Annotated in this window: 25 protein-coding genes and 2 pseudogenes; 12 read left to right on the plus strand and 15 right to left on the minus strand. The window is 66.3% G+C overall.

The features are described from left to right. Nucleotides 1-10: 10 nt before the first annotated feature. The 4 genes from DIE23_RS22500 to DIE23_RS22515 are packed head-to-tail and all read right to left on the minus strand — an operon-like array spanning nt 11 to nt 2,529. Nucleotides 11-781 carry an SDR family oxidoreductase gene (locus DIE23_RS22500; protein WP_124614160.1) on the minus strand — a complete coding sequence of 257 codons (771 nt, stop codon included), beginning with the start codon at nt 779-781 and terminating at the stop codon, nt 11-13. After that, the gene (locus tag DIE23_RS22505; protein ID WP_124614161.1) at nt 774-1,844 is read right to left on the minus strand and encodes an aromatic ring-hydroxylating dioxygenase subunit alpha; all 1,071 of its coding nucleotides are present in this window, start codon (nt 1,842-1,844) and stop codon (nt 774-776) included. Before DIE23_RS22505 ends, DIE23_RS22500 begins: the two co-directional genes overlap by 8 nt. A gap of 54 nt (nt 1,845-1,898) precedes the next feature. Further along, a complete protein-coding gene (locus tag DIE23_RS22510; RefSeq protein ID WP_059608472.1) occupies nt 1,899-2,210 on the minus strand; it encodes a recombinase-like helix-turn-helix domain-containing protein in 312 nt (103 codons plus the stop codon). A 1-nt stretch (nt 2,211) separates the two neighbouring features. Continuing rightward, on the minus strand, nt 2,212-2,529 hold the full coding sequence (locus DIE23_RS22515; RefSeq protein WP_124614162.1) for a non-heme iron oxygenase ferredoxin subunit: 318 nt from the start codon (nt 2,527-2,529) through the stop codon (nt 2,212-2,214). A gap of 449 nt (nt 2,530-2,978) precedes the next feature. Between DIE23_RS22515 and DIE23_RS22520 the strand changes: the two genes are divergently transcribed. Continuing rightward, the gene (locus DIE23_RS22520; RefSeq protein ID WP_124614163.1) at nt 2,979-4,058 is read left to right on the plus strand and encodes a porin; all 1,080 of its coding nucleotides are present in this window, start codon (nt 2,979-2,981) and stop codon (nt 4,056-4,058) included. A 107-nt stretch (nt 4,059-4,165) separates the two neighbouring features. Here DIE23_RS22520 and DIE23_RS22525 read toward each other — a convergent pair whose 3' ends face one another. The 3 genes from DIE23_RS22525 to DIE23_RS22535 all read right to left on the minus strand — a co-directional run bounded on the left by DIE23_RS22525 (nt 4,166) and on the right by DIE23_RS22535 (nt 6,617). After that, entirely contained in the window at nt 4,166-5,110 is a 945-nt protein-coding gene (locus DIE23_RS22525) for an IclR family transcriptional regulator (protein ID WP_124614164.1), read from the minus strand. Between the two features lie 375 nt (nt 5,111-5,485). After that, nucleotides 5,486-5,692, minus strand: a complete 207-nt coding sequence (locus DIE23_RS22530; RefSeq protein ID WP_124614165.1) for a hypothetical protein — start codon at nt 5,690-5,692, stop codon at nt 5,486-5,488. A gap of 319 nt (nt 5,693-6,011) precedes the next feature. Further along, nucleotides 6,012-6,617, minus strand: a complete 606-nt coding sequence (locus DIE23_RS22535; RefSeq protein WP_124614166.1) for an alpha-ketoglutarate-dependent dioxygenase AlkB — start codon at nt 6,615-6,617, stop codon at nt 6,012-6,014. A 253-nt stretch (nt 6,618-6,870) separates the two neighbouring features. Between DIE23_RS22535 and DIE23_RS22540 the strand changes: the two genes are divergently transcribed. Then, nucleotides 6,871-7,455, plus strand: a complete 585-nt coding sequence (locus DIE23_RS22540) for a malonic semialdehyde reductase (protein ID WP_124614167.1) — start codon at nt 6,871-6,873, stop codon at nt 7,453-7,455. Between the two features lie 6 nt (nt 7,456-7,461). On the opposite strand, the gene DIE23_RS22545 is transcribed toward DIE23_RS22540, so the two are convergent. After that, nucleotides 7,462-8,610, minus strand: coding sequence for a metallophosphoesterase (locus DIE23_RS22545; RefSeq protein ID WP_124614168.1), 1,149 nt, complete (start codon nt 8,608-8,610; stop codon nt 7,462-7,464). Nucleotides 8,611-8,664: 54 nt separating this feature from the next. On the opposite strand from DIE23_RS22545, the gene DIE23_RS22550 reads away from it, so the two are divergent. The 6 genes from DIE23_RS22550 to DIE23_RS22580 all read left to right on the plus strand — a co-directional run bounded on the left by DIE23_RS22550 (nt 8,665) and on the right by DIE23_RS22580 (nt 15,049). After that, on the plus strand, nt 8,665-9,081 hold the full coding sequence (locus DIE23_RS22550) for a hypothetical protein (protein WP_124614169.1): 417 nt from the start codon (nt 8,665-8,667) through the stop codon (nt 9,079-9,081). Next, on the plus strand, nt 9,078-9,371 hold the full coding sequence (locus tag DIE23_RS22555) for a hypothetical protein (protein WP_124614170.1): 294 nt from the start codon (nt 9,078-9,080) through the stop codon (nt 9,369-9,371). The genes DIE23_RS22550 and DIE23_RS22555 overlap by 4 nt, the downstream gene beginning before the upstream one ends. Beyond that, nucleotides 9,368-10,417, plus strand: coding sequence for a multidrug transporter subunit MdtN (gene mdtN, locus DIE23_RS22560; RefSeq protein WP_124614171.1), 1,050 nt, complete (start codon nt 9,368-9,370; stop codon nt 10,415-10,417). Before DIE23_RS22555 ends, mdtN begins: the two co-directional genes overlap by 4 nt. Next, nucleotides 10,398-12,500 (plus strand): FUSC family protein, encoded by a 2,103-nt coding sequence (locus DIE23_RS22565; protein WP_124614172.1) that lies wholly within the window; start codon nt 10,398-10,400, stop codon nt 12,498-12,500. The genes mdtN and DIE23_RS22565 overlap by 20 nt, the downstream gene beginning before the upstream one ends. Next, entirely contained in the window at nt 12,487-14,034 is a 1,548-nt protein-coding gene (locus DIE23_RS22570; RefSeq protein WP_124614173.1) for a TolC family protein, read from the plus strand. The genes DIE23_RS22565 and DIE23_RS22570 overlap by 14 nt, the downstream gene beginning before the upstream one ends. A 307-nt stretch (nt 14,035-14,341) precedes the next feature. Then, on the plus strand, nt 14,342-15,049 hold the full coding sequence (locus DIE23_RS22580; protein ID WP_124614175.1) for an MgtC/SapB family protein: 708 nt from the start codon (nt 14,342-14,344) through the stop codon (nt 15,047-15,049). Nucleotides 15,050-15,106: 57 nt separating this feature from the next. On the opposite strand, the gene DIE23_RS22585 is transcribed toward DIE23_RS22580, so the two are convergent. Next, complete coding sequence (locus tag DIE23_RS22585) at nt 15,107-15,826, minus strand: autoinducer binding domain-containing protein (RefSeq protein ID WP_124614176.1); 720 nt, start codon at nt 15,824-15,826, stop codon at nt 15,107-15,109. Nucleotides 15,827-15,899: 73 nt separating this feature from the next. Between DIE23_RS22585 and DIE23_RS22590 the strand changes: the two genes are divergently transcribed. The 3 genes from DIE23_RS22590 (at nt 15,900) to DIE23_RS22600 (ending at nt 17,975) form a co-directional block, all read left to right on the plus strand. Continuing rightward, nucleotides 15,900-16,343, plus strand: a complete 444-nt coding sequence (locus tag DIE23_RS22590; RefSeq protein ID WP_124614177.1) for a DUF4902 domain-containing protein — start codon at nt 15,900-15,902, stop codon at nt 16,341-16,343. 209 nt (nt 16,344-16,552) lie between these two features. Then, complete coding sequence (locus tag DIE23_RS22595) at nt 16,553-17,161, plus strand: acyl-homoserine-lactone synthase (protein ID WP_124614178.1); 609 nt, start codon at nt 16,553-16,555, stop codon at nt 17,159-17,161. A gap of 52 nt (nt 17,162-17,213) precedes the next feature. Next, the gene (locus DIE23_RS22600; RefSeq protein ID WP_185646516.1) at nt 17,214-17,975 is read left to right on the plus strand and encodes a hypothetical protein; all 762 of its coding nucleotides are present in this window, start codon (nt 17,214-17,216) and stop codon (nt 17,973-17,975) included. A 336-nt stretch (nt 17,976-18,311) separates the two neighbouring features. On the opposite strand, the pseudogene DIE23_RS40860 reads toward DIE23_RS22600, so the two are convergent. The 6 genes and pseudogenes from DIE23_RS40860 to DIE23_RS22630 form a co-directional block, all read right to left on the minus strand. Continuing rightward, nucleotides 18,312-19,026: pseudogene (locus DIE23_RS40860) on the minus strand (GNAT family N-acetyltransferase). Nucleotides 19,027-19,124: 98 nt separating this feature from the next. Continuing rightward, a complete protein-coding gene (locus tag DIE23_RS22610; protein WP_124614179.1) occupies nt 19,125-20,348 on the minus strand; it encodes an MFS transporter in 1,224 nt (407 codons plus the stop codon). A 146-nt stretch (nt 20,349-20,494) separates the two neighbouring features. Then, a complete protein-coding gene (locus tag DIE23_RS22615; RefSeq protein WP_124614180.1) occupies nt 20,495-21,328 on the minus strand; it encodes a shikimate dehydrogenase in 834 nt (277 codons plus the stop codon). A gap of 24 nt (nt 21,329-21,352) precedes the next feature. Then, entirely contained in the window at nt 21,353-22,738 is a 1,386-nt protein-coding gene (locus DIE23_RS22620) for an MFS transporter (RefSeq protein WP_124614181.1), read from the minus strand. 834 nt (nt 22,739-23,572) lie between these two features. Continuing rightward, nucleotides 23,573-24,082 (minus strand): annotated as a pseudogene (locus DIE23_RS22625) (tyrosine-type recombinase/integrase); the annotation flags it as partial. Then, on the minus strand, nt 24,052-24,201 hold the full coding sequence (locus DIE23_RS22630) for a transposase DNA-binding-containing protein (protein ID WP_409364246.1): 150 nt from the start codon (nt 24,199-24,201) through the stop codon (nt 24,052-24,054). The gene DIE23_RS22630 and the pseudogene DIE23_RS22625, both read right to left, overlap by 31 nt. A gap of 264 nt (nt 24,202-24,465) precedes the next feature. Here DIE23_RS22630 and DIE23_RS22635 point away from each other — a divergent pair, with 264 nt between their 5' ends. Continuing rightward, on the plus strand, nt 24,466-25,581 hold the full coding sequence (locus DIE23_RS22635) for an HPP family protein (RefSeq protein ID WP_124614182.1): 1,116 nt from the start codon (nt 24,466-24,468) through the stop codon (nt 25,579-25,581). Nucleotides 25,582-25,746 lie beyond the last annotated feature (165 nt).

The raw sequence follows: 25,746 nt of genomic DNA on the forward strand, positions 1-25,746 counted from the left end.
AAACTTCAATTCAGTTCATTACGAAGCCGCCGTTCACCGGCAGCAGTTGACCCGTCACGAAGCGCGCGCCGTCCGACAGCAGGAACAGCACGGGGCCCGTCACGTCGTCGGGCACCTGCGCGCGCGTCAGCGCGCGGCCCTGCATGTAGAACGCGTGGCGCTCGGCCGGCACATAGGCCGTCGCCTCGACTTCGGTGAGCCCCGGCGCGATCGCGTTGACCGTCACGCCGTGCGCGCCGAACTCGCGTGCCTGCGCATGCGTCATCGCGATCACGGCGCCCTTGCTCGCGACGTACGCGAGCAGCTTCGGCGCGCCCCACAGCGCGGTGTCCGATGCGAGGTTCACGATCGCGCCGCGGCCCGACTGCGCGAGGTACGGCAGCGCCGCATTGCTGACGAGCCAGACGCCACGCACGTTCACGTTCATCACGGCATCCCAGGTCGACACGTCGAGTTCCGTCGACAGCTTGCCGCCCGAGTTCGTGATCGCCGCGTTGTTGATCAGCGCATCGACGCCGCCGAGCGCCGCCGCGCCCTGCGCGACGAAAGCCGTGACGCTCGCCGGATCAGCCAGGTCGAGCGTGAAGAAGTGCGCGGTGTGGCCGGCTTGCGCGAGCTGCGCCGCCAGCGCGCGGCCCTCTTCGGCGAGCACGTCGCCGAACGCGACCTGCGCGCCCGCCGCGACCAGCGCCTTCACGAACGCTGCGCCGAGACCGCGCGCACCGCCCGTGACGAGCACGCGGCGCCCCGGCAGCGACACGACCGGTGCGAACTCAGCCATTCGCGGGCTCCGATGCGGCGTGCGCCGCGCGGTGCGCGTCGAGCGCGGAAAGGTGTTCCTGCGCGCGCTGGCGCAGCATCCGGCGCACGCGCGTGATGCCGACGTCGTGCTGGTACAGGTATTCGTGATCGCGCGCGTGCGGCGCGAGGCTTTCGAGGACGTAGCGGTCCTGTTCGAGCACGTCCCAGTGCAGGCCCTCGAGGCGGTTGCGGTACATGAAGCGCCACACGTCGCGCTGCCAGCCGCTGACCTTGCGGGTACGCCAGAAGTAGACCTGGCAGTTGTCGCCGTCGACCGGCGTCGCGAAGCCGATGATCCCGAAGTTGCCGCCCGGGCCGAACTTCTGCTTGTACGGAATCGCGAGGCGCATCCACAGGCAGCCGGTGTCGCCGAGCTCGACCCAGTCGAAGTTCACGTCGCGCTGGCCGATCTTCTCGAACATCAGGCCCGTTTCCGTCTTGCGCACGCGCATCTCGGCCTGCTTGTCGCCTTCGGCCATCGAGTGCGACGTCGCGTGCAGGTACGCACCGTGCATCGGGTCCATCACGTTGTCGATCGCGTACTGGTAATTGCACTTCCAGTTCGACACGCACAGGAAGTGGCCGTATTCGTCGGCGACCAGTTCTTCCGGCAGGTTCAGCGGCACCGGCTCGCCGTGCGCTTCGTCGCCGAACCACAGGAAGATCGCGCCGGCCTTCTCTTCGACCGGATACGACTTCACGCACTTCGTGCCTTCGAGCGGACAGTTCGCGACCGCCGGCACACGGTTGACCGTGCCGCCGCCGTCGACTTCGATGCCGTGATACCAGCAGGCGATGTTGCCGCCGAGGTTCCAGCCGAGCGACAGACGCGCGCCGCGGTGCGGGCAGCGATCTTCCAGCGCGTGGACCTTGCCCTCGTGATCGCGCCACAGCACGATCTGCTCGGACAGGCGCGTGAGGCCGACGGGCGCGTTCGACACCTGCCAGCTCGGGGCGACGGGATACCAGTAGTTCTTGATGCCGCGGTCGAGATAGTCGCGGACCGGGTCGTGTTGGACTTCGTATTGTTCGGGGGACGTCATCAGTGTGCTCCGGATGCGGTTGTCGTCGGGTCGGCGGTCACGCGGCGCGCGCGCTCATTCCGCCAGCGAGGCCATTTCGGCGCGGAAGCGCTCGGGTGTCCACGCCGTGCCGTCCGGCGCGCGGAAGCCGATGCGGTTCAGGCCCGCGACGACATCGTCCAGCTCCGTCGCGCCGCTCTCGAACACGCGTTCGAGCGCATCGCCAAGGTCGTTCTCGTACTGGGTCGGCTCGGCCTTGCGGTTCTGCCAGACCTGGTTCTCGACCTGCCCGGGGATCTCGATCTGCCCCTTGCCGGCGACGTTGTTCGGCTGCGGCGCCACCCACGGCTTCAGGAAGGGATTGAAGTTGACGGTCGCTTCTTTCATGTCATTCCACCTTGATCTGGATTTCCTCGCCGGCAAGGCGCACCGCGTACTGCTTCAGCGCGCGCCCGCCCGGGCCCTTCAGGCATTCACCCGTCTTGATGTCGAATACGGCCTCGTGCAGCGGGCATTCGACCGTGCCTTCGTCGACGAACCCCTGCGTCAGCAGCGCGTACGCATGCGGACACACGTTCTCGAGCGCATACACCTCGTCGCCGACGCGGTAGATCCCGATCTCGACGCCGTCGGTCCGCTTGAACTCGATCGGCATGTCTTCCGACAGCGCGCCGGCGTGCCCGGCGCAAATCCATTGTTCAGACATCTCACACCCTTCCTTCTGATCGACTCTCGGTTCGCCCCGGGCTTGTTCCATACCCGGAACAGCAGTTTATGGATGGTGATTATAGGAGCGACTTTCCACGAGTAAAACAAAAAGCTGCATGCCCTAGGGAAAATACTGACCGCCGGGTCGGCGATCGCCTCACCCTCTCTCATCAAATGTGATTTTTTCTTTTATGTCGGGGATTTAAGTCGGTTTTTCAGGATTACCGAACCCGTGGTGAGGATCGTCCTCACCCCCATCCGGCCCGATAAATTTATTTTTGATCCGGCGCACGACGCCTCTATACTCCATTCCATCAGAGGCACACTGTTCCTTGTATGGAACACACGAAATGCCCGCCCGGTGGTGAAGAACGCGCGACGGCCGGCCGTCCCCGCGCCCGCCGCCACGGCACGTTTCTCATCAGGTCTGGAGAGTCAGGAGATCAAATGGTCAAGCACGCGGTAGCAGCAGCAATCATCGGAATGGGCGCGGTGTCGGGCGCCTGGGCACAGAGCAGCGTGACGCTGTACGGCAGCATGGATGCCGGCGTCGCCTATGTGAACAACGTCGGCGGCCACGCAAAGTGGGCGATGATCCAGGGCAACACGCAGCCCGATCGGTGGGGCCTGAAAGGCAAGGAAGACCTCGGCAGCGGCCTGTCGGCGATCTTCCAGCTCGAAAACGGCTTCTATACGAACAACGGCCAGTTCGCGACCGCGAACACGATCTGGAACCGCGCGGCGTTCGTCGGCCTCAGCTCGGACCGCTACGGCACGCTGACGCTCGGCCGCCAGACGCCGCTCACGTTCGACTATCTCGACCCGCTCAGCACCGCATACCTCGCGATGAGCTGGTATGCGTTCCACCCGGGCAACATCGACGGGCTCGCCGCGACCGGCAACGTGCCGTACAACAACGCGGTCAAGTACCGCTCACCGAGCTTCGCCGGCTTCTCGGCCGCGGCGGCGATGGCGCTCGGCAACACGACGAACTTCTCGACCGGCAAGTCGGTCGGCGTCGCGCTGAACTATGCGAACGGGCCGTTCAAGGCGTCGGCCGTCTACTCGAACGAGCACGACCGCTCGATCCTGATCAGCCAGACGGGCATCACGTCGTTCCAGGGGCAGAACACCGCGAACGGCTACATCGCGAACAAGGTCGAGAACATCGGCGCGGGCGCGTCCTACCAGTTCGGCGACTTCCTCGTGCACGGCCTCTACACGCGCACGAAGATGCAGTCGAACGGGTTTTCCGACACGTTCCAGAGCTACGACGCGGGCGTGAACTACCGCAGCAGCGCGTTCAACACGATCGCGGGCGGCGCGGCGACCACGACGCTGGCCGGCCGCCGCTGGACGCAGGTCGAACTCGGCGACATCTATTCGCTGTCCAAGCGCACGCAGCTGTATGCGAACGTGTTGTACGAGCACGGTTCGGGCGGCGCGAAGGCCGCATTCTTCACGGCCGGCACGTCGAGCACCGCGAACCAGGTGATCGTGCTAACCGGCATCCACCACTCGTTCTGAGCGGCGACGGGCGCATGCGCCCGAGGCCGGAAACGAAAAGAGCAGCCCGCGGGCTGCTCTTTTCGTTCGCTATTGGCAAAGCCGCGCGACGCGGCTCGCTCGATCGGTCAGAACATCGCGACCCGGTGGCGCGCGTGCGCGAACGTCGGGTCGCTTTCGAGCGGCCGGTAGTTCAACCGCTGCGACAGGTCGACCGCCGCGCCGCACACCGCTTCGACGAGCCGCTCCTTCTCGCCGGCCTCGCCGATCTCCGAGCGCGGCACCGTTGCGGTAATCGCCGCGACGATCGCGCCCGAATGGTCGCGCACGGGTGCCGTCACGGCCGAAATGCCGCTCTCGAATGCGGCCTCGCTGACCGCGTAGCCGAGCCGCGCGTAGTGACGCACGCGCTCGTACAACTCATCGACGGTGCCCGGCGTGCGCTCGGTGAACTGTTCGAGCCGCTTTTCCGGATAGAGCTGGCGCAGCGCATCACGCGTGAGGTCGCCCATCAGCACGTGGCCGTGCACGGTCGCGTGCGCGGGCAGCCGCGTGCCGACGTGCACCTTCACCGAACCGAACATCGACGTGTTGCTCTGCGCCTTCGCGACGAACACGACATCGCGCTGGTCGCGGATCAGCAGGTGCGTCGACAGGCCCGTCGCATCGCGTAACCGTTCGAGCACGGGTGTGCCGAGATCGGTCAGCTCCAGCGAATTCAAATATTCGAAGCCGAGCCGCAGCACGCCGACGCCGAGCCGGAAATAGCGGTCGCCGTTCACGCGCTCGAGAAAGCCGAGCGCTTCGAGCGTCTGCAGCAGGCGGAAGGTGGTCGTGCGCGGGATGCCGATGCGCTTCGACAGCTCGGGCGCGCCGAGCACCGGCTCGCGCGCCGAGAATTCGGCGAGGATCCGCAGCCCGCGTTCGAGGCCCGGCACCAGATACGACGACGCGCCGCCGGACGATTCGTCGTCGCCTGCGCCCTGCTTCGACGCGTTGTGGTCGACGTCGTCGCCGACCGTCGCGCGCGGCGCGCGTGCCGGCTTCGCCGGCGGTTTCGATGCGCCGCTCATCGTTGGATTGACCCTGTGCACATGGACGGAATGGAAGCGTTCACGAATGACCCGCAATGCTTGATTATGGATTTTCGACCGGACCGGATCAACACGATCCGGCGCAGGCGGCCGACAGCCCGGCGCGCCCGGCCGGACAGCCGGACTGTCATATAGCCTGATGCGATCGAAAGGATAACAGCGATAGACAGGACTGCCCACCGGAACGTCGGGGTGTGTCGGCTGGCGGCGAGCGATGGGCAAACGCGAACGCACCGCACGCGATGTCGCATGCGGATCGATTCGGGCAAGTCGGATGGAGGGAAAACGAACAGGAAAAACGCGTGCAGACGAACGACCGCACCGATCCGCGCACGGGATCGGCGCGACGCGACGTCAGGCCGTCACGGCGTCGTCATATTCGGCGCGCGCGAGCTGGCCGGCGGCGTACGCGTCGGCTTCGCCGTGAAAGCCTTCCGTGCTGAATGCAACGACTTTCACACCGACGCCGGACGCCCGCTTCACCGTCAGCGCCCATTGCCATCCGCCGTCTTGTTCGAAGACGTGCAGCGAGGGTTCGAGGGATGAGTCCAGTACGGTCACGGGTTGTGCTCCTGCCCTGCATGTCGCATCGGCGACGCGCCGGGCATGTCGAAAAGATGCGCCGCCTCGCGACGCGTTTCTACCATTCGACAGTCTAGTCAAGGAATGTTGCGACGCACCATCAGGGCTTACACTTGCCTATCGGAACCGGACGGTCGATGAAATCCAACTGAAACCCATATAGCACGGGCCTCACAGCCGGATTCCCGCAGCACGGCATACCACGCGTGCGGCAACGTGCCGCATGGACGACCGATTGCCCGGATCGGTTGAAAAACGGGTCGCGACCCCGGGCGACCGAGCCGGCCGATCAGCATCGCTACCGGCCCGCCCCCGCCGACACCACGCGCCGGAACGTCAGGTTGACCCGCTCGCCCTGCACGGCCGGCGCCTTCGGCACGCGGTGCTGCCATTCGGCCTGCGTGCGGCCGCGCATCACCAGCAGGCTGCCGTGCGTCAACCGGTACGCATGCACGACGCCGGTCGCACGATGACGCAGGTCGAACACGCGCATCGCGCCGAGGCTCACCGACGCGATCACCGGCGCATCGCCGAGCTCCGGCTCGTTGTCCGCATGCCAGCCGAGACTGTCCTGCCCGTTGCGATAACGGTTGAGCAGCACGCTGTTGAAACGCGCACCGCTGGTCGCCTCGACCGCGCGCTTCAGGTCGAGCACGGCCGGCGTCCATGGCGCGGGCACGTTGCGAATCCCCGAATACACGTAGACGGCGTCGGGCTCACCCTGCCACGCGGTGAGCCGCGGCAGCGGAATGCGGCCGCGCGGCGTGCGGATCGTGTCCTGCCGCCACGCGACCTCGTCGATCAGCGCGGCCAGCACGCGATCGGCATCGGCCGGCGCGAGCCAGTCGGGGTACCAGTCCACGTCGGGCACGGGCGAATCGGCGAAAAGATCGGGTGTCGACATGTCGGGACCAGGCAGCAAATGAACGATGCAGGCGAACCATGTCTGCATGGTAGCCAACGGCGACGCGCGCCGCCATGCGCTGTCATTCCGGCGCGTGACACGCCCGCGCGCCTGAATCGCCGATCGCGAAGCCCATGCGTTTTCGCGCGCCACGCTATCATCGCGCCGTGTCGCGGCGCGCCCTTATCCAGCGCGCTGCCTTCTCCCGCAATGCCGGCCGGCGCGACCCGGCCGAATTCTTCCCGGACCCACCATGACGCTCTCCGATTCCGCCCTCGACCAGCTGTTCCTCACGGCGCGCACGCACAACGCCTGGCAGGACAAACCTGTCGACGACGCGCTGCTGCACCGGCTGATCGACCTGACGAAATTCGGCCCGACGTCGGCGAACTCAAGCCCCGCGCGCTTCGTGTTCGTCAAGTCGCCCGAAGCGAAGGCGCGCCTGAAACCGGCGCTGTCCGCAGGCAATCTCGCGAAGACGATGGCCGCGCCCGTCACCGTGATCGTCGGCATGGACTTCGCGTTCCACGAGCACCTGCCGCGCCTGTTCCCGCATGCCGACGCGCGCAGCTGGTTCGCGGGCAACGACGCGCTGATCGAGGCCACCGCATTCCGCAACTCGTCGCTGCAGGGCGCGTACCTGATCCTCGCCGCGCGCGCGCTCGGCCTCGATGCGGGCCCGATGTCGGGTTTCGACGCCGCGAAGGTCGATGCCGAATTCTTCGCTGGCACCGCGATCCGCACCAACTTCCTCGTGAATCTCGGCTACGGCGACCCGGCGGGCCTGTTCCCGCGTGGGCCGCGCTTCGATTTCGACGATATCGCGCACATCGTCTGACACGCGCTAGCTGCCGCGCGCCAACCGGATCAGCGTGATTTCGGATGGGACGCCGAAGCGGTTCGGCGGCCCCCAGTAGCCGGTGCCGCGGCTGGTATAGAGCCACATCGCGCCGAACCGGTTCAGCCCGCCGATCACGGGCTGCTGCAGGCGCACGAACGGCGGCCACGGCAAGAACTGGCCGCCGTGCGTATGGCCGGACAGCTGCACGGTGAAACCGGCGCGGCTCGCCGCTTCCGCGCTGCGCGGCTGGTGCGCGAGCAGGATCCTCGTCGCGACGTCGCGCGGCGCGCCCGCCAGCGCCTGCTCGGGGTCGCTGCGATGCGCGGGATCGAACCCGCCCGCCGTGAAATCGGTGACGCCCGCGAGCACCGCGCGCGCGCCGTCGTGCTCGATCAGCACGTGCTCGTTGAGCAGCACCGTCAACCCGATCCGCCGGAACTCGTCGATCCATGCGTGCGCGCCGGCGTAGTACTCGTGGTTGCCCGTCACGAGAAAGCTGCCGTGCCGCGACCGCATGCGGCCGAGCGGCGCCGTGTGCTCGCGCAGCCGCTTGACCGAGCCGTCGACCACGTCGCCCGTCACGACGACGAGATCGGCCTCGAGCGCGTTGACCGCGCGCACGATCCGCTCGATATACGGGCGCTTGATCGTCGGCCCGACGTGAATGTCCGACAGTTGCACGATCGTCAGCCCATCAAGCGCGGCCGGCAGCCCGTCGACCGGAATCGATACGCGCTTGACCGCCGCCGTGCGGCGCGCGCCGACGAAGCCGATCGCGCTCACCAGCACCGCGCCCGCCAGCACGCCGAGCGCCGTGTCGGATGCCGCGCCGCTCCATGCGCCGTCATGCCCCAGATGCCGCCATGCGACGACACCGAGCAGCACCAGCTCGCGCAGGAACGTCAGCACCAGCAGCGACGAGAAGAAACCCATCACGAGCGAGCCGACCCAGCCGGCCAGCGTCGCGGCCCAGCCTTCGTCGAAGCGGCGCGAGAACATGCCGACCGGGATCAGCACGACGAAGCTCGCCAGCACGAGCGCCGCGATCGTGCGCGCGAGCGGCGACGCGAAGGCGTCGGGAATGATCCGCAGCCCGACATACAAATGGAACAACACGCCGATTGAGATGAACCGGACAAAGAAACTTCGCATGGAATACTCGTCCTCGTTGCGATACCGCTTCCGCGCCGCGCATCGGATGGGACCGTGACATCCGGTCTCGTCATGCGCCGCGTCCTTCGACGGATGGTACACAGATGCGACCCGGCTCGACCGAACGCGGATTCGTTCTCGCTCGCGCGGCAATCCGGCATTCGTCGCGGCGATTCGCGCACATCGACAGACAAACAAACGCCGCCGGCATGGTTTCGTCCGATGATCCTTTACAGTCCGTTAGCAACCCTGCAAGAGCATGCGCTGACAGCATCGCGTCCCGCGGTCACGACCTTCCCGGAACGCCCGCCGGGCGGCCTGCCGCATGCCCCCAATGCGCGCCGCATCGCTGGCGATCTATATCGCGCTGATTTATTATCGGCTCCGTATCGCGGAATCGTCGTCGCGGCGACGAACCGCATTGCGCCGCGCCCGGCATCCAACTCCAACGTCGAGCTCGTCACACCATGAGAAAAACAACGCCGCGCGCCCCCCTGCGCGTCGCCGCCGTCCTGGTGCCTGCCCTGCCGCTCGCGGGCTGCACGTCGCGCGGCGCACCGTCGTACGTGCTGTTCGGCGCGTATTTCCCGCTCTGGCTCGTCAGCGCGATCGTCGGCATCGTCGGCGCGATCGTTGCGCACCGCGTGTTCGTCGCGACCGGCTGGGCCGCCACCGTGCCCTACCAGCTCGCCGTCTGCACCGCGATCGGGCTCGTGGTCGCCGTGATCGTGTGGCTCACCGGCACGGGGCCGTTCGCATGAAGGCCGCCGGAACCGCCCGCCCGTCCACGAAAGGCCGCGTGATCGCGCTGGCGATCGTCGCGCTCGCCATCGCGGCGCTCGCGTACGCGTACCACCGCACGACCGCCTACCCGTCCACCGACGACGCGTCGATCGACGCGGACGTCGTCCACGTCGCGTCGCCCGTCGGCGGACGCATCGTGCAGCTCGCGGTACACGAGAACCAGCGCGTCGCGAAAGGCGACCTGCTGTATCAAATCGATCCCGTGCCGTACCGGCTGACGGTCGCGCAGGCGCAGGCCGATCTCGAGCTCGCGCGCGCGTCGCTCGACACGCGCCGCCGGTCGCTGATCGGCGAGCGCTCGAACGCGGCCGTGGCCGCCGAGCAGGTGAAACGCGCGACGCAGAATCACGATCTCGCGACGCGCGACGTGAACCGGCTCGCACCGCTCGCCGCGCAGGGCTACGTCAGCGCGCAGCAGTTCGACCAGGCGAAGGTCCGGCAGCGCGACGCGGCCGTGTCGCTCGCGCAGGCGCAGGAACAGCAGCGATCGTCCGCGCAGACGATCGGCGACGACGCCGACGCGATCGCCACGCTCCATGCGCGCGAAGCCGCGCTCGCCCGCGCGCAGCACGCGCTCGACGATACGGTCGTGCGCGCGCCGCACGACGGGCTGGTGACGGGCCTGACCGTGCTCGCCGGCGAAACCCTCGCGCCGAACCAGTCGATCTTCACGCTGATCGATGCGAGCGAATGGTTTGCCGTCGGCAATTTCCGCGAAACGTCGTTGAACCGCATCGCGGTCGGCGACTGCGCGACCGTCTATTCGATGATCGACCGCAGCCGTCCGCTGACGGGCAAGGTCGTCGGCATCGGTGCCGGCATCGCGGACAGCGATCGCATCAACCTGCCGCGCACGCTGCCGATCGTGCAGCGCTCGGTGAACTGGGTGCACGTCGCGCAGCGCTTCCCGGTGCGCGTGAAGCTCGACGAACCCGACGGCAAGCTCGTGCGTGTCGGCGCGAGCGCGATCGTCGAGGTCCGGCATGGCTCAGCCTGTCGCTGAGGTCCGCTCGCCCGGCCCGCGCGAAGTCCTGCGACTGCTCGCGCCGTTTCCGGGGCGCACGTCGATCGCCGTGCGGGTCGCCCTGATCTGCGCGCTGACCGTGCTCGTGACCAGCGCGTACGGTACGCCCGAGGCGGCGCTGTCAGCCTACGTCGTGTTCTTCATGATCCGCGCCGACCGCGTGACGAGCGTCGTGCTCGCGGCCGCGCTGCTGCTGATCGTCACGATCGTGATCGGGCTGGTGCTCGGCATCGCGATCTTCAGCATCGACTATTCGATCCTGCGGGTCGCGTGCATGGCCGTGCTTTCGGTCGGGCTGCTGTACCTGACGTCGGCCAGCAAGCTGCGCCCCGTGGGCGCGATCCTCGCGATGATAGTCGGCTTCGGGCTCGACCAGCTCGGCCTCGCGCCGTTCGGCGAAGCCGCGACGCGCGCGTTGCTCTATATCTGGCTGACGGTCGCGATCCCGGTCGGCATCGCGATCGTCGTCAACCTGCTGATCGCGCCGTCGCCGCGCCGGCTCGCGCTCGCGCAACTTGCGAAGCGGCTGCGGCTCGCCGCGCTTCGGCTGCGCGGTGACGACGACACGCGCGCCGCGTTCGACGCGAGCCTGCGCGACGGCGACAAGCAATTGCTGACATGGCTCAAACTGTCGAAACTCGAAGGCACGTCATCCGCCGCCGACGTCGCGGCGCTGCGGCAGGCCATTGCGTCGAGCACGGCGCTGCTGGTCGGCGTCGCGCTGGCCGATCGCGAACCGGACGCGCGGCTGCCCGCCGCGTTCGCCGCGCCGATCGCGGCCACGCTCGACGAGATGGCGGCCATACTCGAACGCGGCGGCTATCCGGTCGACGTGACGCTCGCGCTGCCGCCGGCCGATGCACTGCCACCGCTCGCGCGCGTCGCCGCGACCGATCTTCATGCGGCGATCACGTGCTTCGCGGAACCGGGCGCGACGGTCGATGCAGCGACGCAACCCGCGACCGACACGCCCGCCGCAGCGGCAACGCCCGTCGCCACGCCCGTCGCCACGCCCGAACCTGCCTCATCGCCGGCGCCGCGCGGCGGCTTCTTCCTGCCGGATGCGCGCAGCAATCCCGATCACATCCGCTATGCGTTGAAGACGACCGCCGCGGCAATCTTCTGCTATCTGCTGTATTCGCAGCTCGACTGGTCGGGCATCCATACGTGCGTCGTCACCTGCTACATCGTGTCGCTCGGCTCGACGGCCGAGACGGTCGAGAAGCTCACGTTGCGGATCGCCGGCTGCATCGTCGGCGCGCTGCTCGGCACCGCCGCGCTCGTGTTCGTCGTACCGGCGCTGTCGTCGATCGGTCAGTTGATGGCGCTGGTGTTCGCCGGCGCGTGGCTGTCCGCGTGGGTCGCGTTCGGCTCGCCGCGCATCGCGTACGCGGGCTTCCAGATCGCGTTCGCGTTCTTCCTGTGCGTGATCCAGGGCGCCGGTCCCGGCTTCGACCTGACGATCGCGCGCGATCGCACGATCGGCATCCTGCTCGGCAACGTCGTCGTGTATCTCGTCTTCACGCGCATCTGGCCGGTCAGCATCGGCAAGCAGATCGACGTCGCGCTCGCCGCGCTGCTCGAGCAGTGGCGCCGCGTCGTGCAGATCGCGCAGCCGGCCGAACGCCGCACGCTCGCCGCCGAAGCCTTCGCGCGCCACGGCGCGATCGCGCAGGACCTCGGCCTCGTCCACTACGAGCCGTCGTGGGTACGGCCGGCCGCCACGTGGCTCGCCACCCGACGACGCGCGCTCGCGGAACTCGGCGCGCTCGAAGGCCCGCTGTTCCTGCTCGCCGAACGCACGCCGGGCGATGCGGCGATCGGCGCACACCTCGCGCGCGTGGTCGAACTGCGCGACGACGACCCGGGTGCCGACGCCGCTATGCCGCCCCTGTCATCGACGGCAGACGCGGCAGCCGTGCCGGCCCCGCCGCCGGCCGCCGCCCCCGCCGACCCTGCACGCGACGCGCTGCTGAACCTGATCGACACGCGGCTCGCACATATCGCCGACGCCACGCGTCAAGCCACCCCGAAGGAGCCTGCCCCTCATGCGCGTCCCTGAACCGCCGGCCGCGTCGATCGCCGCCGCCGCGCTCGCGACCGCCATCGCGCTGACCGGTTGCGCCACGTCGTCGATCGATCTGGCGCCGGAGGCACCCGACCGCTCATGGCAGCCGCAAACGTCGGCCGCGGGCGACATCGTGCCGGCCCCGCCGCTTGCGTCCGCGCAACGTGCGCCGCACGACTACACGCTGCCGGCCTCGCCCGCGCTCGCGTCGGTGTCGCCGCCCGCCGCGCTCGATACCGCGCATCCGTACACGCTGCCCGAGTTGATCGATCTCGCCGAATCGACGAACCCGCTGACCCGCATCGCGTGGAACGACGCGCGCAACGCGGCGCTCGCGGTCGGCATCGCGAAAGCCGCGTACCTGCCGAACCTGTCCGCGACGGCAATGGGCGCGTACCAGACGAGCCACGGCTCGACGTCGACGATCCTCGGCGACGCGTCGAGCAATACGACCGTGCACGGCACGATCTCGGCGCTGTCGCTGCAATGGCTGCTGTTCGATTTCGGCGGCCGCGCAGCGCGCGTCGAGGCGGCCGAACAGGCGTCGGTCGCGTCGAACGTCGCGTTCACGGCCGTGCACCAGCAGGTGATCCACGACGTAACCGTCGCGTATTACCGCTACGAAGCGGCCCATTCGCGCGCGGCCAGCGCGCAGCAGGGCCTGACGAACGCGGACGCGATCCTTGCGGCGTCCCGCGCGCGGCTCAAGCAAGGCGTCGGCACCGTCGTCGAACTCGCGCAGGCGACGCAGAACCGCGCGCAGGCGAATCTCGCGCTCGTGCAGGCGAACGGCGCGGAGAGCGACAGCTACCTCGCGCTGGTTTCCGCGCTTGGCATCTCGCCGCTGTCGAAACCGTCGATCGCCGCGCTGCCCAAGCGCCCGCTATCGCCCACGCTCGCTTCGTCGGTCGACGCGATCGTGTCGGACGCGATCGCGCGCCGCCCCGACCTACAGGGCGCGTATGCGCTCGAGCAGGCCAACCGCGCAAAGATCAAGGCCGCGGAAGCCGCGTTCATGCCGAAGATCTTCCTGTCGGCGTCGACGTCCTACGCCAGCGGCGGCACCGCGATTACCGCGTTGCCCGCGATCGGCGACCAGGCCCCGACCGTGAACCTGAACGGCAGCCGCTACGGCGGCGGCGTGTTCCTCGGCGTGACGATTCCGCTGTACGACGGCGGCCTGCGCTCGGCGGTGCCGATGCAGGCGCGCAACGATTCGCAAAGCGCGTCCGCGCGCCTCACGCGAACCAAGGAGGAAGCCGTCCGCCAGGTCGTCGCCGCGCAGAATGCAGTGCAGACGAGCCTCGCGTCGCACGACGCGGCCAAGGCGCTCGTCGATGCCGCGCAGACAAGCTACGACGCGGCACTGACCGCGTACCGGAACGGCGTCGGCTCGGTCACCGATGCGACGATCGCGCAAAGCCAGTTGCTCGCGGCCCGCAACGCGGAGGTCGACAGCTACGCCGGCGCGCTGTCGGCCGCCGCCGCGCTCGCGCTTGCGACGGGGACGATCGGCGCGTCGCAGTGACGCGTTGCCGCCCCCGAACCGGTTGACGCCTGCGCGGCCGGCCCACTAGAATGCCGCCCATTCTTCCTTCAGGAACCATCGTGGACAGTTGCAGCACTCCGTTGCGTGCGCCGCTTGCCGCCTGAACGCCTGTCCGACGCAGTTCTCCTGCCGCGGCTCGCGTTCCGCGAGCCCGCACGCCATCCGTTTCACACTGAATGACGCATTCGCGCGGTACAGTACCGCGCGATGACGGCCATCGTGCCGCGTCCGGCCTCGCGCCGCCGCGACGCGGGCCGGCATGCGCACTTGGCACGGCAGGACAACCATGACTCTCGATTTCGCACTCCGTCTTTTCACCGCGTTCGCCTGCGGCGTCGCAATCGGCCTCGAACGCCAGATGCGGCAACGCACGGCGGGCCTGCGCACGATCACGCTCGTCGCGAGCGGCGCGTGCCTGTTCGTCACGCTCGGCGTGCTGACCGGCAACGGCGTGGCCGGCGTCACGCAGATCGCCGCTTACGTCGTGTCGGGCGTCGGCTTTCTCGGCGGCGGCGTGATCATGCGCGACAAGGGGTCGATCCAGGGCATCAACACGGCCGCGACGCTGTGGTGCTCGGCCGCCGTCGGCGTGCTGGCCGGCTCCGGCCATTTCGTGCCGGCGCTGGCCGGTACGGGCGTCGTGCTGCTCACCAACACGGTGCTGCGCGGCGTCAGCCAGGCGATCAACGCGACCCCCGTGTCGAACGCCGATCTCGTGCGCGAATACCAGATCACCGTGATCTGCCTGGCCGCCGACGAAGTGCACATCCGCACGCTGCTGTCGAATGCGATGTATGCGAAACCGCTGTCGTTCCAGAGCCTGACGAGCGAGGACGTACCCGAGCAGCCGGACCGGCTGAAGGTAACCGCGACGCTGAAGCTGCATCCGAAGGATCAGCAGAAGCTCGAGCAGATCGCGAGCCGGATGAGCATGGAGAAGAGCATTTCCAGCGTGAGCTGGACCGCGAAGGAAGCGGAGCCGATGATGGAATGAGCGGCGGCGGCCGCTCATGCGACCCGGCGGCACGACCGCCCCGCCGCCGGTGCCGCGTCAGGGCGTATCGATGAGCCCGGCCGAGATCGCCTTGACCACCGCCTGGACCTTGTTGGTCGCGCCGAGCTTCTCGAGAATGTTGTTCACGTGGAAGTTGACCGTGCGCTCCGAGATGCTGAGGATCTGGCCGATCTCGCATGCGGTCTTGCCTTCTGCCGTCCAGCACAGCACCTCGCGCTCGCGCGCGGTCAGCGTGACGCTCGCCTCGGGCGACAGCTTCGGCACCATGAAGCGGCTCATCAGCGAATGCGACAGGTTGGCGAGCCAGTTGGTCTGCAGCGTCAGCATGTTGATCTCGGCCGGCGTGAGCCGGTCCGCATGACGCGCGATGCTCAACAACCCGAACGCGCCGCGCGCCGCCCAGCTCGACTGCGCGATGCCCACCGACAGCCCGTGGTCACGCGCGTCCTGCCACAGCGGACACGGATCGATCCGGTCGACGTCCGGCCAGACGATCATGTTGGTGCTGAGCGCGCCGTCGCGAACCGTCGAGTCGATCTCGATGTAGTTCTGCGCCTGGTAGTGCGCCATCCAGCCGTCCGGATAGGTATTGAAGATCGCGACGGCCGGCTTCGACACGGGCAACGGCACACGAATGCCGTAACAGCAATATTCGAAGCCAAGGCGTTTAGAATAAGCGGCGATCCGCTGGAAGAGCTGCTGCTCGTCTTCCGCGGCGCTGAATTGTTGGTAGGCATCCTGCCAGCGCAGTTCCATTCTTTCTCCGACGACGTCACGCTGTCATACCTGTCAGGTGCCAGCGCCGGTTCGGGGCTGATACATTCCGCGCATGACTTCACCTTTGTTGCACCCGGTCCGCGGCCCGTCTCCGGACGGCTACGTGCGCCTGTCCGAAAGCGCACTGGCCGCGCTCGCGCTCGACCATGTCGCGAGCGGCCTCGATGCATCGCTGCTCGCGGAGCTGCGCGACAGCACCATCGACGCGCGCCTGGCCGGCTACACCGAATGGCACCGCCCGGCCAGTACCGGCGTCGCGTACCTGACGATCGGCTGGGACTGGTATCTCGAGCGCGCGACGGGCACGTTCGTGATCGCGGGCGGCGACGTCCGCAGCAACGTCATGGCCGTCGACGCCGCCGGCGCCGACCTCGGCATGTTCCGCACAGCCGCCGTGCTCGCCGCGCGGCTCGCACACATCGACTGGCCGGCCGCGGTCGCATCGGCGCTGCTCGGTCGCAACGACGCCTATCATGCCGGTCCCACGCTCCAGTGACAACCGGCCGCGCATTCCTCTGACATTTCCACAAGACTGGCGCTCTTTATAAGCAAAAGCCGCCCGTATTTCAATCCCGCCGATCAAGAAACCGTTACCACCGGTCGAATGGTGTCGGCGCACCCTCACCCTGTAAGAGTTACCAGTTACCGCCTCCTCGGGACGCGCGATGTAATGCGTGCATACCAAAGTACCGATCCGAGGACACCATGCGGACCTTCGTTCACGAGGAAGGGCGGTTGCCACACGAACTTGCAGCGGATCTCGGGCGCTATCGGCGCCGTGTGTTCGTCGAACAGCTCGGTTGGGCGCTCCCGTCGGCGAACGAGCGTTTCGAGCGCGACCAGTTCGATCGCGACGATACCGTCTACGTGTTCGCGAGAAACGCCGGCGGCGACGTGTGCGGATGTGCGCGCCTGTTGCCGACCACCCGCCCGTATCTGCTGAAGTCGCTGTTCGCCGACCTGATCGCCGAAGACGTCGCGCTGCCGCAATCGGCCGCCGTCTGGGAGCTGTCGCGGTTCGCGGCGACCGGCGACGAAGGCGGCCCGGGCAATGCCGAGTGGGCCGTCCGCCCGATGCTCGCCGCTGTCGTCGAATGTGCGGCGCAACTGGGCGCGCGGCAGCTGATCGGCGTGACGTTCGCGAGCATGGAGCGGCTGTTCCGCCGGATCGGCGTGCACGCGCACCGGGCAGGTCCGCCGAAACAGGTGGACGGTCGTCTGGTTGTCGCGTGCTGGATCGACATCGATCCGCAAACGTTTGCCGCACTAGGAATCGAGCCGGGACGGGTCACCCGGCAAGCCATCGCCGCCTGAGCCGGAACGCGCGTAGTCCGGCCGGGCGGCATCGTAACGAAGGAGAATCACCTTGGACCAATCTCAGGTCTTTCGCGCGATGATGCCCGGTTTGACGAGCGCCGGCGGCGCCCGCATCGCAGTCGCCTACCCGTCGTTTCCGCGGCCGCTGCCGCTCGTGCGGCTCGATCGTCGCGGGCTCGTGTTCCGGGCGCCCGGCGCCGCGCCGCTCGTGTGCGGGCTGCCGCGCGCGGCCACGCTGCTGGTTGCGGACGAGCCTCTTTGCTCGCTGCGCCTCGTGATCCGCGACGTCGCCGCTGCCAGCGACGGCCGGCACGACCTGACGATGCAGCCGTCCGGTGCCGCCGGCGACGAGCTGCTGTGGCACGCGCTGCGCGAGCGTGAACCGTACCGGCAGATCCGGCAGCCGCTCGCGCCCGTCGATGCGGCCATCGCGTCGAACGGCGAGCCGCAGGCCGCCGGCGACGCCGCGCGGCGTCCGTCGCGCAGCGCGGCGTTCCGTCTGCGCTGCCACAACGATGCGCTGTTCTTTGCCGACTGGCTCGAATATCACTTCGACGAGTTGCGCGCGCTGTCGCAACGGCACGGGCCGCAACTGCAGCTCAACCAGCTGCAGCGGCAAGTCGCCGACGACGAGGTCGGCGTGCGCTTCGTCTACGACGTCGACGGACACGCGACGCGGCACGCGCTGACCGACTGCGCGCGCGAGGCCTGCGCGTGGATCGAGACGGAAATGCGCAACAAGTACGCGGTGCCGGTTGCGCAGGAGCGGTTCGGCGCGTTTGCCGCACACGCGCGGGCGGGCCGGATGTGAGAGCGGCGGCCGCCGCACCGACGGACGTCGGCTTTTCGGCAGGACACTGTGGGACGCGCGCGACGGCTGGATGGCGCGCAGTTCCACCCTGGTCGGGAACGCCCGCTGACGCTGCGCTGCACAATTACAACTAGGGCTTGCCAGCCCTCGGGTTTTCCCTTAAAGTTACGTCTGTCTCCTCCATGTCTCCAAACATGGATTCAGCCCGCTCCAGTAGCGGGCTTTTTCTTGCCTGCGATAATTTATCGGGGCCACATCGAAGCACCATGCTATTCGCCCGCGGCGCGCCCAGGCCCGCCCCGGCGGCTTGTCGTCGGCTCAAACGTGCCCGGGCCATTACGCGCTGACGTCGCCGTCGAGACGAACGGGCGTCGCGTGCGCGACAATCACCACATGCCGCCGCAGTGCATGTCCTTGCGGCAACGCAAGATGAACGAAATCGCGCATTGGCTGCCGCACCATTCCGAGCCGCCGTGCCACGTACTGCGATCGCAAGTTGGCGGCAGCCGTCCACGCGAAGATTTCGTCGAGCCCGATCCTGCCGAATCCGTCGGCCAATGCCGCAGCGGCCGCTTCGGCGACATGGCCATGCCCCCTACGATGCGCGGGCCTGGCGCCACATGATCTCGACACACGGTGCCATCGGATGCTCGTCGCGCACTTCGCGCGACAAACCGCAGAGCCCGATCAGCGCGCCATCCGCACGGCGCTCGATCGCCCACACACCGAAACCGTGCGCGTCGAAATGTGCATCGAAGCGCGCGACGGTGACCTTCGCCTCATCGACGGACATCGGGCCACGCGCGAGCCACGCGGTTACGTCGGGATTCGCATGAATCGCAGTCAGCGCACCGGCATCGTCCGGTCGCCAGCGACGCAACGTCAAACGTTCAGTTTCGATCTTCACTGGCGGGTTCAACCGTGATCGGGACTTGCAGGAGGCACGCGATACGCCAGACCGCGCGCACGCAATTCTCGTAGCGCAGGAGCGAGCCCGAAGGCGAAGCGGCGAAACGAGGCAATCGCGATCACATCCCTGGCACCGATGCATTGCGGTCTAAACCCCTTCCCCGCGGAGCCCCCTTCACGCCTTCCCGTGCCTGTGTCGTGTCAAGAATCTCTTGATGCAACGGGTACATTGTTGCGGTCCTATTCCGACTTGACCGGCATCGTGACAGACTGCGAACCAGATCGCGGCAAATGGTCGAGCCGCGGCAACCAGCCGAAAGCGATGGTCATCAGCGCCGAACCCGCGATGAGCATCGGCACCACCATGGGCCAAGCGCCGAAGTGGAAATGCGGATCGACAAAGGCCGCCGCCGTCTGTCCCATGCAGAACGCGGTGAACATCATGAGGAATCCGGACCACGATACCGCGCGCGCTGCCAGGCGCGGCAGCCCTCCCACGGCGTTGGCCTGCCCGCAAGGCTGGTGGATGCCGTGTCCGAGGCTATATACCCCGTGCCCCAGCAGCAGCGGCCAGGCGGCGTCGGGTAGCAGCCAGCAACCCAGTGCTTGAATGACGGCACCCGACAGGCTCAGAATTGCGCCCAGCCGCACCGTCCGCAACACACCGTGACGATGGAGCAGACGTCGGCAGGCGATCGTGCTCACCATGTAAACCAGCGAGCCGCCAGCAGGTATCCAGCCGTACAACTGGGGTGACAGGCCCAGGTAGCCGATATACACCATCGGCGACAGCAAAAGAAAACAGAAGATACCGCTGTAGGTCGTCGCGGCCAACATCGCCCACGCCCGAAACTCCGCATTGTTGAATATCTCGCGAATACTCCCGACGGGCGCTTGTACCGTGCTCACCTGGTAACGGGTTTCCGCAAAGCCGCGCCAACACACGACGCACAGTACGAGCGCGTACAGGCTCATCCCTGCGAGCACCCACCGCCAACCCGCGTATTGCGAAACATAGGCGCCGATGATCGGCGCGGTCAGTGCTGCCGCTCCCAGCCCCGTGAGTCCACGCGCCATGACGTGAGGGCCATCGTTGGCCGGATACAGGTCTCGTACGGCAGCGCGCGCACACACGAGGATTGCTGCCATTGCCAGTCCCTGGCACGCACGCGCCGCGGTCAGCATCCATGCGCTGCCCGCGAGCGCTCCAGCCAATGCGGCGATGGCGTAGATTGCCAGCCCGGCTAGTAGCACGGGGCGGCGGCCATGGCGATCGGCGAGACTCCCCATCGGCAACTGTCCGATGCCGAATGCGAGTGCGAACATCGTCAGGCTGGCGCTGGCCGCCCCGAGCACGTCCGCGATCGCAGGCAGCGCCGGCAAGTAACTGTCGGTAGCGACCGGCTGCGCAGCCAGCAGGAAGGGCAATAGCAATGCGAAGCTCAGGGAGCCGCGGCGAATCATTCAGGCATATCTCGGTGAAGATGTATTCCACATGGGATCGTTGCGACGACTCGAAGGGAGCGGTCGGGAAACGGTACGCGCCGGACGGCACGTGCCGTCACACACGTCTGTCGAATCATTTTCGTGATGCAAAGGACAAATTGGCCTCAGTACGCGATGGTCGCGGCGCGCCGCAGTTCGTCGGCCGTGGCGCTGCCGAAGCCGAAGAACTCCAGATAGGCGGGAATCATCTCGAATAGCATGTCCGTGCCCACCTGTACTTCGCAGCCCTTGTCGCGCGCTGCGCGCAGAAACGGCGTGTACTCCGACTTCATCACCACTTCACCGACAAAACAGTCGGGCGACACACGTGCGACGTCGAACGGCAGCGGATCGTCCTCCCTCATCCCGATCGGCGTTGCATTGACCACCACCTCGAATCCGTCCGGATCGTTCGAGCCGGTACGCACCGTCAGCGTCGGATAATGCTCGCGCAGCCGCCGGGCCAATTCGGCGGCGACCTCGGGCCGCGTGTCATACAGCGCCAGTTCCGCCACGCCGGCCGCAGCAAGCGAAGCTGCAATCGCCGAACCTACCCCGCCTGCGCCCGCAACCAGCACGCGCGCGCCGTCGAGCCTCCTCCCCTTGCGCAACATGCCGCGCACGAAACCGGCACCGTCGAACTGGTCACCCAGCAGGGTGCCGTCGGGACGCTTGAGTACCGCGTTGCAGGCGCGGGCGATGCGCACCGCCGGGGTGACTTCGTCGACGAGCCCGACCGTCGTCACCTTGTGCGGCATCGTCACCAGCGCGCCGCGCAGGTTGGTGAAACGGAAGATCGACTCGAAACTCTGCACGTAGTCCTCGGCCTTGACGCCCATCGGCACCACGACCGCGTCGATCCCCTTCTGCTCGAACCAGGGGTTGTAGATCATCGGCGACTTGAAACTCTCGGTCGGGTAGCCGATGTGCGCAATGAGGGTGGTCTTTCCGGAAATCATGATCACTGGTGGTGCTCTCTTCCGTTAGGCGGCCAGGGCCTGTGCGCGCAACCGTTCGTACTCGGTCTTGCCAACCGGTTGCGCATCGGGCTTACCCAGATCGCTCATGTGGATCCGATAGGTTTCCCGAGCGCTCAACGCAGCCAGTGCGGCAATTACGGTGACCCCGAACGCGATCGCGCCGACGGTGAGCCAGATATTTGCGGCACCGGGTGGCGCCACGGCCGTGAAGAGCGCCGGCAGCATCGCGGTAGCGGCGGTACCGATGTTCTGCGAGATCGCCATCGCGGAGACGCGCGTGCGAGTCGGGAACAGTTCCGGGTAAAAGCTCGGGAATACCGCGTTGTACCCCTGATAGACCACGCCCCACATCAGAAGCGACATTGCAAAAGCCAGCGGCACGCTCTTGATGCTGATCGCGTACAGATACCCAAACGCGAGCAGGCCCGACACCAGCGCACCGAAAACGATCGGCGGCTTGCGGCCGATCTTATCGGACAGGTTGCCGACGTACGGAATCACCAGCACCGCAACGATATTGCCCGCAACCGGAATCCAGAGATAGACGTCCTTCGCGAAACCGATGCCGTAGGCCGGCTGCACCGCGTATGCCGCGCCAAAGATCGTCGCGACCACCGGGATCACGTTCATCAGCGCCATGCAGACTACACGCAGCATGTCCGTCCAGTTGTACTTGAACGCGTCGACGACGGGCGAGCGCGAGCGTGCCTGCCGTCCCTCTTTGTCAGTGAAGGCCGGCGTCTCGTCCACCTTGCGGCGAATGATCCAGCCAGCAATGATGACCACCACGCTCAGCAGGAACGGAATACGCCATCCCCAACTGTTGAACTGCTCGGTTGGCATGTAGTGCGCGAGCGGCAGGAACACGGCAGCCGCCAGCACCTGCCCTGCCTGCACACCTTGCAGTGTGAAACTGGAGAAGAAGCCGCGGCGGCCGAAGGGCGCGTGTTCCAGGATCATGGAACTGGCGCCGGAGATTTCTCCCGCCACCGCAAAGCCCTGAATCAGGCGGAGGATCACCAGCAATACCGGCGCGAGCAGGCCGACTTGGTCGTAGGTGGGCAACAGGCCGACCCCGATGGTCGAAAAGCCCATCAGGAACATGCACGAAAGCAGCACAGTCTTGCGTCCATGGGTGTCACCGAGGTGACCCAGCACGAACGCACCGATCGGCCGCGCAACATAACCGACGCCGTAGGTTGCCAGCGACGCGACGATCGCAGTCGTTGGATCGCCCTTCGGAAAGAATATCTGCGGAAAGATCAGCGCGGCCGCCGTCGCGTAGATGAAGAAGTCGTAGTATTCGAGCGCCGAGCCGATCCAGCCGCTCGCGGCGGCTTTCTTCGACTGGTGTTTGCCGTGGGGTTCGTGAGCCGCGGATGCGGTCATGATGGTCTCCGTTTTCTTTAGACAAATAACGATTCGCTTACATCGCTTTACTGATCGAAAGCGTAGCCGCGCGTGGCGGCTGGAGACAAGGGAGTAGTACAGATTTTCGTTCGATCATCGCGCGTTTACGTTCGTTGATCGTACGCTACAAGGGTTTCTCCGAGTCGGCGTCGTGGTGTGGATTACTGACGATCGAGATGACATGCCAATTTGTCCGACGATTTATTTCGAATGCAGCCCGATGCGAGCCGCACAATCTTCGTCTGCTGGTCACGGTATCGGGGAACCCAATGCTCGCTATGCGCTGCCGAGCGGACAACACCCTCGATTTGGATCAGGTAAGAACGGACGCACGTTCGTTCGCCTGCCCGAGAGTCCAGCACGTCGTCGGGCTATTGCCTGATGCGCGATTCGCGAACGCTGCTGTCGTCGGGATTGGGGACGATTCGTGAAACGGAGCGCTTCGTCGCAGTGCTCGGTGCGTCGAACTACACGTGCGCCGAAGCGACCTGGACGCAGCTGTTACCAGACTGGCGTACACAAGCCCAGCTTCTACGATCCGCTGATCAATCGTAAGCGGCTGGCCAACACGTCTTGGCGAGCAGTTTAGGCGGCCGTCGTGAGACGGCTGCCAACGATGCGGCAGCAGCGCGTCGATGTCGCTGCCTTTGTGGGTCGGCAAGCGTGTACTCGACGTCGTCAAGATGAGACTAACCTGCCACCAAGGCAAATCATCTTTCGTGTCTACAGCCGCACTCTGCTGTTAGACGAGCGTCGTGAGTTACTGCAAAACTGGGCCGATTTGATCGATACTCTGGCATCGGCTCGCTCTCGTTAAACGCGATTCGAGCGCGAGTCCAGGACTCGCGCTGCAAACGCCTGCGACATGGCAGACGTCATTGACTCACCATGCGCACGCTGACCAGCACAATACGCACCCCAGTCGTCCATCATCAGACGCCGTCGTTCAAGCTGGTCGCGACGCCGGTATGCCGCCACCGTCTGCGAAGTGATGATGTGAGCCAGGGCTTCTTCCGCTAACGAATCCGGGTATTCCGTGCATTCGGCCACCCAGTCGCGAAATGTGGATCGGAAGCCGTGCGCGGTGATCCCGAAGCATGACATTCGTTTCAGCAGCGACAGCATCGCCATGTTCGACAATGGTCGCCCTTCCTGGCAACCCGGAAGCAGATAGCCATATTTGGCCTTCGGTAGCGCGCTGCGCACGATTTCGATAGCGCGATCACAAAGCGGTACGCGAAGCGGCCGGCCGCTCTTCGTGCGATCACCTGGAATGCTCCAGGTGCGGGTGGTCAAGTCGAACTCCTCGGGTCGCGCAAAACGGCGGTCGGATTCCCCGACAGTTGCTCGGCCAGCAGGATCGCCCGCAGGTTCAGGCGCTTGTCGCCAAGATCAATACCCTTGAATTTCATTGCCGCCGAGCTCTCCGTTGCTCGTGCCATTCGCGCGTCGTGCAACAAGCAAGAGTAAACGGCAAGCCGCGAGAGTTTACAAGCCGCTCACGCCGGCTTGTGTGTAATGGAATGGGTAAATGGAGACCTTTGAGCGCCCACCAAAACAAGCATAACGCATGAATTATATTTTCCATCAAAAACATCAATTGTTGATATTTCTTGCCGGAGACTATTCTGGCCGCACCCGACGCGTGACGGTGGTTACTGTTCAACAGCACGGGGGATGATTGCCAACCAGTCCTGCCGACGCCTATGTCACATTCTGCGATTATCGAATGGCTTACGCGCTTCGCCCCCCATCCGGCAGCGCCGCAATGGCGGGAGCGCGTTCGCCGGTGCGTCGGCGCGCTCATCGGTATCGCATTCACGGGCCTTGCAACCCACGTGTTGTTCGGCCAGGCGGGGAACATCCCGCTCCTCGTCGCCCCCATGGGCGCGTCGGCCGTGCTTTTATTCGGCGCCTCGGACAGTCCGCTGGCCCAGCCGTGGTCGATCATGGGGGGCAACCTTGTTTCGGCCTTCGTGGGTGTGGCCTGTGCGCGATGGATTGAAGACCCTGTCACCGCTGCGTCTGTCGCCATTGCACTCGCCATCTGCGCGATGTTTGCCTGCCGATGCGTGCATCCTCCTTCGGGTGCCGTCGCATTGACCGCGGTGCTCGGCGGTCCCGCCGTACATGCGCTGGGCTTTAGCTTCGTCGTCGTGCCGATCGCATTCCAGTCAGCCGCATTGCTGTCCTTGGCGCTTGCCTTTCATGCGCTCACGAGACATCGCTACCCGCGCGCAATGGCAGCCGCGGCGCTCGATGCGAACCGTACAGTTGCATCAGGTCCCGGGGCGACGACATTGGGAGCGTCGCCCCAATCAGGAAGGGAGACGTTCATTGGCGCGCGTGGCAAGACGTTCGAAGAACTCACCTGCGAAGACGTCATGTCCACAACAGTCCGCGCTGTGCCTGCGTCGATGGAACGAAAAGCAGCATGGGAACTGCTCAAGCGTCATCGTGTATCGATGCTGCCTGTCGTTGACGCGATGAATCGCGTGGTCGGCATGGTGACGCACCACGAACTTGCGGATCTGCCTCCGGCCGGCATCTCGCGCACATGGCGTGCACTGCGCCGAGATTTTGTGCGCCGTTCGGGAATCGTCGAAGAAACAGTAGAGGCTGTCATGGCCGACTGTATCCATGCGGTTCATCTGGCGACGCCGCTGGCTAGCCTCGTACAAGTATTCACAGACCATGCATATCACGATGTGCCCGTGTTGAACGATGACAGACGGCTCGTCGGCGTGGTCAAGCATTCGGATATGATCCGGTGGCTCCATCGTGAAGCACGAGCCGCTCGATTTCTCGTCGATGCCGGTTGAGCGTGCGTGATGTGATCGCCGTAGAAGTGTCCGAGTCAACCGTCGACCGGCATCCAGTCGAGCTGCTCTCCTCTACCGCGCTCACGCCCGTTACTATCTTCACGCCCCGATAATTGGGGCTTTGGCCAGCCAGGCCCGGCATGATTCTCGCCCCCAGTCGCAGTC

It is taken from the genome of Burkholderia sp. Bp9143 (genome assembly GCF_003853645.1).
In the GTDB taxonomy this organism is placed as follows: domain Bacteria; phylum Pseudomonadota; class Gammaproteobacteria; order Burkholderiales; family Burkholderiaceae; genus Burkholderia.